The organism is Rhodococcus sp. P3_B8 (assembly GCF_056402775.1).
Genome location: NZ_JBFUGT010000022.1, coordinates 1 through 13,230, shown reverse-complemented (window position 1 = coordinate 13,230; position 13,230 = coordinate 1). Strand labels below are relative to the sequence as shown.

10 protein-coding genes and 1 pseudogene are annotated in these 13,230 nt (G+C 67.8%); 5 read left to right on the top strand and 6 right to left on the bottom strand.

Going from position 1 to position 13,230, the window contains the following annotated elements:
- Both AC1D1G_RS11485 and AC1D1G_RS11480 read right to left on the bottom strand, forming a co-directional pair.
- On the bottom strand, nt 1-1,257 hold the full coding sequence (locus AC1D1G_RS11485; protein WP_477952202.1) for an amidohydrolase: 1,257 nt from the start codon (nt 1,255-1,257) through the stop codon (nt 1-3).
- Entirely contained in the window at nt 1,235-2,497 is a 1,263-nt protein-coding gene (locus AC1D1G_RS11480; protein WP_477952201.1) for an MFS transporter, read from the bottom strand. The genes AC1D1G_RS11485 and AC1D1G_RS11480 overlap by 23 nt, the downstream gene beginning before the upstream one ends.
- A gap of 46 nt (nt 2,498-2,543) precedes the next feature.
- On the opposite strand from AC1D1G_RS11480, the gene AC1D1G_RS11475 reads away from it, so the two are divergent.
- Nucleotides 2,544-3,626: an Lrp/AsnC family transcriptional regulator gene (locus AC1D1G_RS11475; RefSeq protein WP_477952199.1), complete on the top strand. Its 1,083-nt coding sequence runs from the start codon at nt 2,544-2,546 to the stop codon at nt 3,624-3,626.
- Nucleotides 3,627-3,685: 59 nt separating this feature from the next.
- The gene (locus AC1D1G_RS11470) at nt 3,686-4,165 is read left to right on the top strand and encodes a nucleoside deaminase (protein ID WP_280784562.1); all 480 of its coding nucleotides are present in this window, start codon (nt 3,686-3,688) and stop codon (nt 4,163-4,165) included.
- 42 nt (nt 4,166-4,207) lie between these two features.
- On the opposite strand, the pseudogene AC1D1G_RS11465 reads toward AC1D1G_RS11470, so the two are convergent.
- Nucleotides 4,208-5,785 (bottom strand): annotated as a pseudogene (locus AC1D1G_RS11465) (ABC-F family ATP-binding cassette domain-containing protein); the annotation flags it as partial.
- A gap of 141 nt (nt 5,786-5,926) precedes the next feature.
- A complete protein-coding gene (locus tag AC1D1G_RS11460) occupies nt 5,927-6,493 on the bottom strand; it encodes a hypothetical protein (protein ID WP_280784560.1) in 567 nt (188 codons plus the stop codon).
- 95 nt (nt 6,494-6,588) lie between these two features.
- On the opposite strand from AC1D1G_RS11460, the gene AC1D1G_RS11455 reads away from it, so the two are divergent.
- The 3 genes from AC1D1G_RS11455 (at nt 6,589) to AC1D1G_RS11445 (ending at nt 11,001) form a co-directional block, all read left to right on the top strand.
- Nucleotides 6,589-8,397, top strand: coding sequence for a penicillin-binding transpeptidase domain-containing protein (locus tag AC1D1G_RS11455; protein ID WP_477952198.1), 1,809 nt, complete (start codon nt 6,589-6,591; stop codon nt 8,395-8,397).
- A 96-nt stretch (nt 8,398-8,493) separates the two neighbouring features.
- Complete coding sequence (locus AC1D1G_RS11450) at nt 8,494-10,173, top strand: NTF2-like N-terminal transpeptidase domain-containing protein (RefSeq protein WP_477952236.1); 1,680 nt, start codon at nt 8,494-8,496, stop codon at nt 10,171-10,173.
- A gap of 90 nt (nt 10,174-10,263) precedes the next feature.
- Nucleotides 10,264-11,001, top strand: a complete 738-nt coding sequence (locus AC1D1G_RS11445) for a sulfite exporter TauE/SafE family protein (protein WP_280784558.1) — start codon at nt 10,264-10,266, stop codon at nt 10,999-11,001.
- A gap of 42 nt (nt 11,002-11,043) precedes the next feature.
- Here the strand turns inward: AC1D1G_RS11445 and AC1D1G_RS11440 are convergent, their stop codons facing one another.
- Together AC1D1G_RS11440 and AC1D1G_RS11435 are read right to left on the bottom strand one after the other, a co-directional pair.
- Nucleotides 11,044-12,516, bottom strand: coding sequence for a peptide MFS transporter (locus AC1D1G_RS11440; protein ID WP_283330856.1), 1,473 nt, complete (start codon nt 12,514-12,516; stop codon nt 11,044-11,046).
- A 56-nt stretch (nt 12,517-12,572) separates the two neighbouring features.
- Nucleotides 12,573-12,953 carry a DUF3054 domain-containing protein gene (locus tag AC1D1G_RS11435; protein ID WP_280784556.1) on the bottom strand — a complete coding sequence of 127 codons (381 nt, stop codon included), beginning with the start codon at nt 12,951-12,953 and terminating at the stop codon, nt 12,573-12,575.
- Between the last annotated feature and the right edge of the window lie 277 nt (nt 12,954-13,230).

The following is a 13,230-nucleotide window of genomic DNA, read 5'->3' as shown; positions in this document are numbered from 1 at the left end:
CTAACGGGACGCAGCGTGCGATGAGCGCTCCGTGGCGAGCGCGTGCGTCGCCGCCGCGTGCATTGCTGCGGTCGCGGCGGGCAGCACGGATGCCGGGTCGGGCGCGAACCGTGGTGAGTGGTTCGGTGGGATTCCGGCCGGCGGTTGCCCCGCTGCCAGGGCCGCGAGATCCGCTTCACTGAAGTGCTCGTGTTCCATCCCGCCGATGTGCCAGATCACCGAAGGACACCGCGCCGCGGTCCCGAGTTCGCCGAAGTCCTCGCTGCCGGTCAGTGGATGGGGCAGACGATGTACGGGCATTCCGGCCTCGGCGATTGTCCGCAGCACGGACCCGGTCACGTCCGGAGTGTTGACGGTCAACGGAAAGCTGTTGAACTCCTCGATATCCGGAGACTTCGGCGCATCGGCAGCGGCCGCCTCCGCTTCGGCCAGTCGCCTGATCGCCGTCAGCATCCGCTCACGCGACGCCGGTGTGAACGTCCTGAGACTGAGGAGCAACTCGGCATCGTCGGCGATGATGTTTGCGGCGGTGCCCGCATGCAGTGCACCGGTGGTGAGCACCGGCGCCGGCCGGGCGGAGGCCTCACGGGCGGCGAGAGTCTGGAAACGCAGTGTCAGTGAGGCCGCCATCAGCAACGGATCGACCGCGCTGTGTGGCGTCGACGCGTGGCCACCGCGCCCGAACAGTGTCACTCGGATGCTGTCGGACGCGGCCATCACGGCACCCTCCCGGGAGACGACGACGCCCGCGGGCAACGGCGCTACGTGCTGGCCCAGGCAGATCGCGGGCGTCGGAAACCGTTCGAACAGGCCGTCGTCCAGCATGGCGCGCGCACCCTGCCCCGTCTCCTCTGCGGGCTGGAACACCGCCAGAACCGTGCCGTCGATCGTCGGCGCGCTGGCGAGTCGCGCGCACACCGCGAGGAGCGCAGCGACGTGCACGTCGTGTCCGCACGCATGCATGACCCCGGGCACCCGCGACGCGTAGTCCAAGCCTGTGTCTTCCTGCACAGGCAAGGCGTCCATGTCCGCGCGCAGAAGCACCACCGGCCCGGGGCCGCCCCGCAGAACACCGACGACGCCGGTGCCACCGACGCGCTCGGTCACCTCCCAGCCGCCGAGGGCGCGCAACTCGTGCGCCACGAGACCCGCGGTGCGGTACTCGCACGCTGAAAGCTCGGGATGCGCGTGGAGATCGTTGTAGACGTCTCGCCAATGGGACTGCTGTGCGGCATCATTCGACAGTGGAGTGCTCATGGGTTTCCTCTCGGTCGGGGGTGCGGTCGAGCCGGACGGCGGCGAGCATGTGGTCGGTGGTTTGGGGTGCGGCGAGAACGGCGGCGATCGCGATGAGCGGGCCGATGGCCAGCGCACCGAAAGCAGTGGTCCAGGACGCGGCGTCGACGATCGCTCCGAAAGCCAAGGGCGCCGCGATGCCGGCGATCATGCCGCCGAACAGGATCATCGAGGACGCGGCCCCGGAAACCGAAGCCGGGAGGCTGCGCAGCGGCACCGCGAACGCGGGCATGTAGCACAGTGCACTGATGCCGCTGAGGACGGTTCCGACGACGACGAACATGGTCACCGATTCCGTGTGGGGCAGGACGATCACGAGTGCGGCACTGACGATCATCGCGGGGACGATGATGCGGCTGGGTCTTCCCTCCCACCGGTCCGACAAACGGCCGCCGACGATCACGGCGACGGCGGCCACGAGGGTTGGGGCGATCGAGAGCAGACCCGCGGTGCCGATCGACACGCCCCGCTCCTCGTGGAGATACGAGACGGTCCAGGAGCCGATGCCCCACACGATCACGTCGTATCCGAAGAACACCAGCGCGAAACACCACATCGCGGGCGCTCGGAGCACGATCCCCACGCCACTCGAACTGCTGCTTCGGTGTGCCGTGGCGGGGTCGAGTGCGGACACGTCCGAGGGCAGTGCCTCGGGCATCCAACGCTTGATCGCAACCACGACCACAACCCCGAGGACGGCGATGACGGCGAACATCGGCCGCCATCCCCACAGTGGCAACAGAATCGACGCGATGATCGCGGCGGCGAACGAGCCGAAGGCGTTCGAACTCAGCATCCACCCGTTGGCTGTCATCCGCTGCTCGGGCAAGCTGCGTTCCGACAACAGCTTGATCGCGGCTGCGGGGAACACGCCCTGCGCGAAGCCGAACAGCAACCGGATCGCCAACAGTGCGGTGAACGACCAGGCGATCGCCGTGAGCCCGGTGAACAGGGACCACGCGATGAGACCCGCGAGGGCGATACGCACACCACCGAACCGATCGGCGAGCAGCCCGCCCGGGATCTGCGACAGCGCGTAGGCGACGAAGAACGCCGACACGATCAGGCCGCGCTGCCCGTAGTCGAGTGCGAATTCCGTACCGATCGCGGGCAGGGCGAGATTGATGACGAGTCGGTCGATGTAGTCGACCGCCCACGCCGCGAAGAGCAGTAGCACGGTGATGCGAGTGGAACGCAGCACGATAAATCTCCTCACAAGACGAACTCGATGGGTGGGATGACTCACAATGGACCGCGTGGCACTCGAAACCCCTGACGCGCAGCATTCCGGCGCAGAACACCCCTTCGTGCCGGATTCCGGCGGCACCTCGTTCAGCGAGTTCGACCTGACCCTGCTCAACGCGCTCCAGATCAGCCCACGCGGGTCCTGGGCCCAGATCGGCACTGCCCTCGGTGTGGACGCCACCACCGCCTCACGGCGCTGGCGCCAGCTATCCGACGACGGACAGGCGTGGATCACCGCGTACCCGGTCGGGCAACACCACACGAACGCCTACGTGACGCTCGAGTGCACTCCCGAGGCCGTTCACCGCGTCGGCTCAGCACTGTGCGGGCTGAACTGCGCTTATCAGGTCGAACGCACCGACGGCAAGGCGCAATACTTTGCCGCCGTCGCCACCGCCGGCCCCCAGGCCCTGGACGATCTGGTCCACGACCATCTGAGCCGGATACCCGGAGTGGTCTCGATTCGGGCCGAGCTGTGTCTGCACGTCTACCACGAAGGCGGCGGATGGCAGCCGCGGACGCTGGACAGTGCCCAGCGCGCCCAGCTCACCACGCCACCGAGTGATCCGTTCCCGGTTCCGCTGAAGGCGTCCGACCGTCCGTTGCTGGACGCATTGAGCGCCGACGGGCGCTGCAGCTACGCCGAATTGGCCGACCGGTGCGGAGTCAGCGAGACGACCGTCAGGCGCAGGCTCGGCAAGCTCACGCGATCAGGCCAATTGGCCTTCCGATGTGACATGACCCAGCAGGCAGCAGGCTGGCCGCTCAATGCAATATTCGAGGTCGACGCGGGTGCAGATCTCGACCGTGTGGGCCGTGCCGTGTCCACGTGGCCCGAAATCCGGCTGTGCGCCTCGACCAGCGGGCGATACAACCTGCTCGTGTACCTGTGGCTGCGCTCGGCGCAGGACTGCCGCCGCATCGAGGAACGGCTCGTTGCCCTGTCCGACCACGTTCGCGTCGACAGCCGCCGGGTGACGCTTCGACCGCTCAAACGGATGGGGCGGTTGCTCGGCCCGCACGGCGCCGCAGTCGGCCACGTTCCCTTGGATGTGTGGCGCGACAGTTCGCCGAGATCGGCGTAGCGAACAACCCACACGATTTCGCTGTTGTGGTGGCCGCGTCCCGCAGGGAAGGTAGAGGCATGTCGATTCCCCTGAACTCCGCGCGGGCGGCGCTCGACCCCGAGGAACTGCTGGCCGTGGCGATCGCCGAAGCCGAACTCGGCAAACGTGAGGGCGGAATACCGATCGGGGCTGCATTATTCGCCGGCGACGGAACCCTGCTGGGCAGCGGTCGCAACCGACGAGTCCAGCACGGCGACCCGTCCGTCCACGGTGAGACGGACGCCTTCCGCGCGGCCGGGCGCCAACGTGACTACCGCTCGACGATCATGGTGACGACCCTGTCACCGTGCTGGTACTGCAGCGGCCTGGTCCGGCAGTTCAACATCGGCGCGATCGTGGTGGGGGAGAGCGTCACGTTCACCGGCGGTCACGAATGGCTCCGCGAGAACGGCGTGGACGTGACCGTCCTGCGCGATCAGCACTGCATCGACCTGATGGCCGAATTCATCGAGACCCAGCCCGAACTCTGGAACGAGGACATCGGCGTAGCCGAATGACCGGCGCCTCCGGCACCCGTGCGCCTTTCGGGCCCCACGGGTCCGAAGGGCCTCGTCGGTCAGTTCCAGCCACCGGGTGACGCCGATGTCGTGGAGGAACTGCCGGTCGTGACTGACCACGATCAACGCGCCGCGGTAGCTGCGGAGCGCCTGCGTGAGGTGAGTGAGGCTCGGCAGGTCGAGGTTGTTCGTCGGCTCGTCCATCAGCAGCAGCCGCGGGGCGGGTTCGGCCAGCAGGATGGTCGCGAGCGCGGCCCGCAACCGTTCCCCACCCGACAATGCCGCCGCGAGCACATCGGAATCGTTGCCGCGGAACAGGAACCGGGCCAGTTGGGCACGGATCTGTTCCTGCGACGCGTGAGGCGCCGCCGCGGCCACGTTCTCGGCGACCGTGAGCGATTCGTCAAACACGTCGAGTCGCTGCGGCAGCGCCTTGAACGGAACTCGCGGTCCCGCGGCCACGACGGCGTCGAGCAGGGTCGTCTTGCCGACGCCGTTGCGTCCGACGAGGGCGATCCGCTCGGGGCCCACGACGTCCAGCGACACCTGCTGTCCGCTGAGCAGGCTCACGTCCCGGACGGAGACCACCTCCTGGCCCGAATGCACTTCCGTGGCCGGGAGGTCGATGCGCACCTCGCGGTCGTCCCGCAGGGCACTTTCGGCTTCCGTCAACGACTCCCGCGCCTCGTCGACCTTCGCGATGTGGTTGTTCCGTAGCTTCCCCGCGGATTCCTGCGCCTGACGCTTCCGCAGCCCCATCACGATCTTCGGTTCGCGCTTGTTCTCGAACATCTTCTGCCCGTACCGCTTACGACGGTCGATCTTGATGCGGGCCTCGACGAGTTCCCGCTTCTGCTTCTGCACATCGCTGCGGGCATCGCGCACCGCGGCCCGCGCGGCCCCCTGCTCCGCCTCGACGATCTCCTGGTAGGCACTGAAGTTCCCGCCGAACATGCGGATCTCACCACCACGCAGCTCCGCGACGGAATTCATGAGATCGAGCAGGTCGCGGTCGTGGCTGACCACCAGCAGGGTGCCCGGAAACTGTTGCACCACCTCGTAGAGCTTGCTGCGGGACGCGCTGTCGAGGTTGTTGGTGGGCTCGTCGAGGAGCAGCACCTCCGGTTCCTTCAACAGTTGCGCGGTGAGGCCGAGCAACACGGTCTCACCGCCGGACAGGGTGCCGACGGTGCGATCGAGGTCGGACGTGCTGCCGAGCACGCGTTCGAGACCGAGCCGGTGCAGGGTCGAGACCGCCCGCTCCTCGATGTCCCAGCGGCCGGTCGCGGCATCGAAATCGTCGGGTGTGCCGTCGCCGGACTCGATGCGGTGCAACGCCGCCCGGAGGTCGGCGATGCCCAGGATCCGGTCGACCTTCAGCGTGGGATCGAGCGTGATGTCCTGCGGCAGGTACGCCACCTCGCCCTGCGCCGTCACCGACCCGCGGTCGGGGTGCAGGCGCCCGGCGATCAGCCGGAGCAGGGTGGATTTACCGGAACCGTTGAGACCGACCACCCCGGTGCGTCCGGGGCCGAAGACGGCGTCGAGGCCGTCGAAGACCGGCTCGCCGTCGGGCCAGGTGAACGTGAGGTCGGACAGGGACAGATATGACTGGGCCATGGGGTACTCCCGAGGTGTGTGCGGATGAAGACTCGCGTGACTACCTCGTCAGGAGCAATGGACCGTTCCCCTCTGTCTGACACGCCCGGTGCGCATCGGTGACGTCCACGATAGGACGCCGCCGATGCCCGCGCAATCGAATTAGATCTGGGGGCCGTCGGCCCGGAGTTCGTCCACCTTCGCCATGGCGTCGCGGAGCTCGGCGAGCCACTGTTCGCTGTGCTGGCCGGCCAGGCGCACCGTCCACATCAGGGCGTCCGACCGCGACCGTGCCACGCCGGCGTCGACGAGTGTGTCCAGAACCTTGCGTTCGGGCTGGCGCAGCCGGGTCATCACCGGAACGGCGAGGTGAGTGAACAGTGTCTTGTGGCCGTCGAGGCTGACGCCCCACGCGACCTTGCGCCCGTAACGCCTCTCGGCTTCGTCGGCGATGCGCATCCGATCGCCCCGGGTCGTTTCGCGGAACCGGGAGATGCGTCCGTCGATCGCGGCCTCCGAACCGGAGTCGGCGGACTCGACGGGCGGCAATTCGCCGACCACCACGATCTCCTCGCGGTCGACCTCGACGGTCGCGGGGCCGGTGAACCAGTCGTCGGGAAGACGGCCGGTGAACCATTCGGCCGCGTCGCTCGCATCGGGGACATCCGCCTGCTGCCATCCACCGGGCCGGCCGAAGCGGCGCGGGCCCGGACCTTGTGTGTTCCTCATGGCGTCCTCCTGGGGACCCTGGTGCCGCGATCACTGTGATGCAGCACTGATTACATGATTACACCGATTATTCGAAGCGCGCCACCACGTCAGGCATGATCGAGTCCGTGCGCACCTCAACCGTTCGTCACAGCCCCATCCGTCCCACCCCCACCCGGAAGGCAGCGGCCGGAATCGCCGTCCTCGCGTCCGTGCTCTCCGCCTGCGGACTCTTCGGGCCGGACCAGCCCGACACCGTCTCGCAGCAGTTCGCCGACGCCCTCAACAGCGACGACGTGCAGGCCGCCGCCGAACTCACCACCGATCCGGCCGCCGCAACCGCCGCGATCACGGCGATGTACGACGGGCTCGGAAACAAGGACGGGACGTTCACCCGCACCGACGTTCAGGAGTCGGGTGACAACGGCGGCACGTTCACGATGGACGTGTCGTGGCCGTTCGCGCCGGGGCAGGAGTGGAAGTACAGCACCACCGGCAACGCCACCAAGGAAGGCGACGACTGGAAGATCGTCTGGGACCCGGCCGTCCTCGCACCCGGCCTCACCGACGACACCACCGTCCGGTACACCACCACGACCGGGGCGCCGCCGAAGGTCCTCGCGGCGGGCGGGGCACCGATCCTCGAGCAACAGGTCGTGACGCTCGTCAACCTCGAACCGGGTGCGGACACCGCGGCGGCGGCCGCGTTGCTGTCGCCCATCGCCCCGACGATCACCACCGCCTCGCTCCAACAGGATCTGGCCGGCGCCCAGGGCAAGCCGGTGACGGCCATCTCGCTGCGCGCCGAGGACCTCGCGCCGATCGAACCGCAATTGCGGCAACTCGCCGGCGTGACACTCGCCCCGCAGACCAGACTGCTCAGCACGGACAAGGCGCTGGCCTCACCCACCCTGGCGGGCCTCGGCGACCTGTGGCAGGAGGGACAGGACGCCTCCGCCGGCTGGGCGGTGCAGCTGGTCGGCCAGGACGGCGCGGCCAAGAGCGTCGCCGGCGAGCAGGGCCCCGACGCCCCCGACATCGCGACGACCCTCGACCTCCCGATGCAGATGGCTGCCGAGCGGGCGCTCGCCGACGTCCCGCAGCAGGCCGCGATCGTCGCCCTGCGACCCTCCACCGGCGAGGTGCTGGCGGTAGCGCAGAACGCCCCGGCCGACGCACTCGGGCCGGTCGCGCTGACCGGCCTCTACCCACCGGGATCCACGTTCAAGACGGTGACGACGTCCGCGGCCCTGCAGGCCGGTGCCGCCACACCGGACACCGTTCTGCCCTGCCCCGGCACCGAGAACATCGAGGGCAGGCAGATCCCCAACGACGACGAATTCGACCTCGGTGCGGTCCCGCTGCACACCGCCTTCGCGCGGTCGTGCAACACCACCATGGGACGGCTGGCGGTCGGCCTGCCGCCCGACGCCCTGCAGCAGGCCGCGCTGCAGTTCGGGCTCGGCGTCGACTACGTGACGCCCGGGCTGACGACCGTGACCGGCAACGTGCCCGTCGCCGACAGTCCGGCGGCCCGCGTCGAGTCCGGGATCGGGCAGGGGCAGGTGACCGCGACGCCGTTCGGGATGGCCATGGTGGCCGCCTCCATCGCGAACGGTTCGACGCCGTCGCCTATGATCGTGCAAGGCCAACCGGGAACCGCCGACAAGACGGCGCCCACCGTGCCTGCGAACGTCACCTCCGACCTCCGGACGATGATGCGCGAAACTGTGACGGGCGGTACCGCTACTGCGCTGCAGGACATTCCGGGACTGCTCGGCAAAACGGGGACGGCCGAGTCGGGAAATGGTCCAGCGCACGGCTGGTTCGTCGGAATCAAGGACGACCTAGCATTTGCCGTATTTATAGCAACAGGTGACAGTTCGGCCCCTGCTGTGCAGGCTGCGGGGCGTTTTCTTCGATAAACCCGTTCGCGCTTGGCTGTTCGGGGATAAGTTGTGGCTCAACCGTAACTCCTTCGTAGGCAAATGGTGCTTGTTACGCATGTGACTGAAAGCAAGATGGTGGACATGGGGAATGGACGATCGCTTGGCCGCCGCAACAGATACGTGATCGCCCTGACGTCGGCTGTCGTTCTGGCGGTGATTCTGGCGTCGTGTGTGCTGTCGAAAGAGGAGGCGACCGCTCAGTCGGTCGTCGACGACTTCGTCAACGCACTGAACGAGGGCGACGCCGCCGCTGCTGCAGCGCAGACCTCTTATCCCAACGCCGCGGAGACGGCGATTCAGCAGATGTTCGACGGTCTCAAACCCGAGGACGCCAAGTTCGACCTGACCCAGTTCATGGATCTCGGCTCGGACTCCGGCTTCTTCACCGTCGGTGCCGCTTGGCATTTCGGTGAGGGCAAGGATTGGACCTACCAGGTTCAGGGTGGCGTGCGGAACCTGTCCGTCGGCTGGCGCATCTCCTGGGATCCGTCGATCCTCGCGCCCGACCTGGGCAACGGACGGGTCGTCCGCTACGACCGGACGGACGCCGCTCCGCCGCGGGTCTTCGACGCGTTCGGTGCGTTGCTCATGAACGAGCAGACCATCAACTCGGTCACCCTCGATCCCGCCACGATGCCCGATCCCGTCGCGACCACCCGGCGGCTCGCGGAGGTCCTCGAGCCGGTGGCGCCGCTCGTGACGTCCGACACGATGATGGCGGAGATGGCCGAGAAGCCCGGCCAGCAGGTCACCGCCGTGCTGCTGCGCGACCAGGACTGGGAGTACCTCGAGCAGGATCTCGCTATCCCCGGTGTCGTCACCATCAAGACGCCGAAGCTCATCACGGCGGATCGGCGCATCACGACGCCGCTGCTGGATCCGCTGCGCAAGGTGTGGCAGGCCAACCGGGATGCCACGGCCGGCTGGGCCGTCCATCTCGTGGACCCCGACGGCACGCTCATCCCGCAGGCAGGCTTCCAGGGCCCGCCTGGACCGGACATCGTCGCAACCATGGACTCCCGCCTGCAGCTGGCAGCCGAGGAAGCCGTGGTCAGTGTCGGCACCCCCGCGACGATCGTCGCGATCCAGCCGTCCTCCGGCGCCGTGCTGGCCGCCGCGCAGAACAATCAGGCGATGGAGCAGGGGCCGATCGCGTTCCAGGGCCTGTATCCCGCCGGGTCGAACCTCGACCTGGTGAAGAAGGCCGCCGGACTGCAGAAGGGCGTCGACCCGTCGTCGCTGTCGATCGAGGACATCGAGAAGGCGGGCAATCAGCTCGGGCTCGGCATGAACTACAAGATCCCGGGCCTCGACCATCAGACCGCCGTCTTCACCGCCGACCAGTCGGGCATGAACCAGGTCATGAACCGTAAGGACAGCGACCTGCCCGCCGTGACGCCGTTCGGGATGGCCATGCTGGCCGCGTCGATCGCGCGGGGCAGTGCGCCGGCCCCGATGATCGTCCAGGGACAGCCGGGCACCACGGATGTGGCCGCTCAGCCGCTTCCGGCGAACGTCAACGACCAGCTCCGCGGCATGATGCGCGACAACGTGGTGCGGGGCGGAGCGTCGTTCCTCAACGGCTACCCGGACCTCATGGGCATGAACGGGGCGAGCGGCGACGACCGCTGGTTCTACGGCTCACGCGGCGACCTGGCCTTCGCGGTCTTCGTCGCCGACGCCGATGGTGGCGACCGGGCGGTGAAGATGACCGACATGCTGTTCCGTGAGATGGCGAAGCCGGCGAACTGAGGACACGGTGATGGCGAAGCCGGCGAACTGAGGACACGGCGGGGCCGTCCGCGCTGAGGGAGTAAGTGAGCAAGGGTAAGTTTCTACCTTGTGTCCCTGCTTGATATCGGTCTTCTCGTCGTAGCGGGGTTCTTCGCGGGACTGGTCGGCTTCGTCACCGGCCTGGCGTCCATCGTGTCGTATCCCGCCCTCCTCGCGGTCGGTCTGCCGCCGGTGACCGCGAACGTCACCAACACGGTCGCGATGGTGGCGGTCGGCGTCGGCGCCTTGTCCAACTCGACGCGGGAGGTCGCCGACACCGGTCCCAAGCTGTGGCGCTGGGCGCTGTACTCGGCTGCGGGCGGCCTGGTCGGCGCGGGAATCCTGCTGGTGGCCCCGGCGGGGTCGTTCGAGGCGATCGTTCCGTTCATGGTGGCGTTCGCCGCGCTGGCGCTGCTGTTGCAGCCCCGACTCCGCGCGCTCGCAGGCGAGCGGGACATGCCACGCGCGTATTCGGTGTCGCTGTTCGTCGTCGCCATCTACGGCGGGTACTTCGGCGCCGGCGCCGGCGTGATCTTCCTGGCGATCGCGCTGATCCTCACGTCGGAGAAGATCTGGCGCGCGACCATCTTGAAGAGCTTTTTCCTCGGCGTCGCGAACCTGGTGGCGGCGATCGGGTTCGCGGTCTTCGGTCCCGTCCACTGGGGCGCCGCCGCCGCGATGGCGATCGGCGCCCTGGCCGGTGGCTGGTGCGGGCCGCCTGTCGTCAGGCGGATACCACCGTCCGTCCTCCGCGTCGTCATCGCGATCGCGGGATTCGGGTTGGCCGCGTGGTTGTGGGTGCGCTGAGTCGACGTCCGTGCATCGTCAGTGTCGTAATGCCGCCATGCGTCAGTGCACGCCCTTCATCAGACGCCGGATCCACGGGGAGCCGATGGCGAGGAGCACACCGACGGCGATCGAGCCCAGCCCGACCGCGGTGAAGTACGGGACTTCGTTGTTCTCGTCGTAGTAGCCGGCCAGTGTGCCCGCCATGGCGGTGCCCAGGGCGACGGACAGGAAGAACAACGCCACCATCTGGGTGTGGAAGGCCTCGGGCGCCAGTTTGGTCGACAGCGACAGCCCGACCGGGGACAGCAGCAGTTCGGCGAATGTGAACAGCAACAGGATTCCGGCCAGACCCAGCAGCGGTGCACTGTTCGCGCCGCCACCCGACATCGGGATGAACGCCAGGAACGCGATACCCATGATGACGGTGCCCGCCGCGAACTTGATCGGCGACGACGGCTGGCGGGGTCCGAGCTTCGTCCACGCGGCTGCGAAGACGCCCGCGAAGATGATGATGAAGACCGGGTTGATGGACTGCACCCAGGACGGCGGGAAGTCCCAGCCGAACAGATTGCGGTCGAGTCGCTTGTCGGAGTACACCGCGACGGTGGTGAACTGCTGCTGGAACAGCGACCAGAACACCGCGCTGGCGATGAACATCGGGATGAACGCGTAGACGCGGCTGCGCTCGACGGCCGTGATGCGGCGGCTCGACAACATGATCGCGAAGTAGCCGATCGCCGCGACGATGGTGAGGCCGACCACGATGTCCGACATGTTGGCCGCGGTGATCACCCCGGTCAGGGACAGGGCCGCAATGACCACGACCGCGGCGGCGCCGATCGCGATCCACTTGGGTCGCTGGGCGCGGGGGAGGGGATTGGGCGGTTCCGCGCCGATGCCGCGGAGGTGCTTGCGGCCGAGCGTGTACTGGATCAGTCCGAGCGCCATGCCGATTGCGGCGAGCGCGAAGCCGGCGTGGAAGCCGATGGAGTCCTGCGCCCAGCCCGTCAGCAGCGGGCCGACGAGGGCGCCGAGGTTGATGCCCATGTAGAAGATGGAGAATCCGGCGTCCCGGCGCTCGTCGTTTTCGTCGTAGAGATCACCGACGAGGGATGTGGCGTTGGCCTTGAGCCCGCCACTACCGAATGCGACGCAGACCAGGCCGATTCCCACACCCCACAGTCCCGGGAACACGGCGAGGGCGATGTGGCCGAGCATGACGAGGATGGCGCTGTAGAACAGGGTCCGTTCGGAGCCCAGGAGCCGGTCGGCGATCCAGGCTCCGAGAATGGTGGACAGATACACCGTTCCGCCGTAGGCGCCGACGATGCTGGTCGCGGACGATTCGGCGATTCCGAGGCCACCGTCGGCGGCCGAATAGTAGAGGTAGTAGATCAGGATGCCTTGCATCCCGTAGAAGGAGAATCGCTCCCACATCTCGACGCCGAACAGGTTCGCGAGGGCGAACGGCTGGCCGAAGAAGCCGCGGTCGGACCGCTTCTCGTCCCGGGCCGGATCGATGGTGTCACTCATGGGAAAACTGTCTCACCTCGAGCGGGTGTGCGTGTGCCGTCGGGGCGGATTCGCCGCTATCGGGTGGTGGCGCGCGACTTCGTCACGATCTTCGCGACGGCACGCCAGCCGAGGAGGAACACGGCGAGCACCGTGCCCGCCACGAGGACGAAACTGAACGCCGTTCCCTGGCCGCTGACGACGCGCAACAGCATGCCCACCGCGAGCGTCGACAGCCACACCACGATGCCCGTCGGGACGATGAGGAACGCGTCGAACTTGTCGCGGTAGAGCGCGACGGTGGCGAGCCAGCCGACCGCCAGGCCGGTCAGGAACGGCCACGCCGTGGTGGCCAGACCCGTCAGTGCGTTGGCTTCGTCGTGACTGCGGCGGCCGATGGCGCAGAACACGATCACGAGGACGACGTCCAGGACGAGCGCGGGGAGGTACTTCTTCACACGGCCAGCCTAGAGGTGGTGCCTTCTCACAGTTCCGGCCGATCGACTTCGCGCTGATCGCGAGACCGCGCCGGCCGGAACGCGTCGCGAGCCGACGGTCGTGCGGTCACCGATCGTGGAAGGGCACGGCGTTCATACGATGACGCGGTGCGGGTCGGTACGTGGGAACGTTCGCAGGTTCCTCATCCGCATCGGGTGATGCGGACCGGGGCTGATCACCGCAGTGTTGTCAATCGTAGGGCTCGCCCACAGTCGGGGCCGGTATGGAGACCCGACG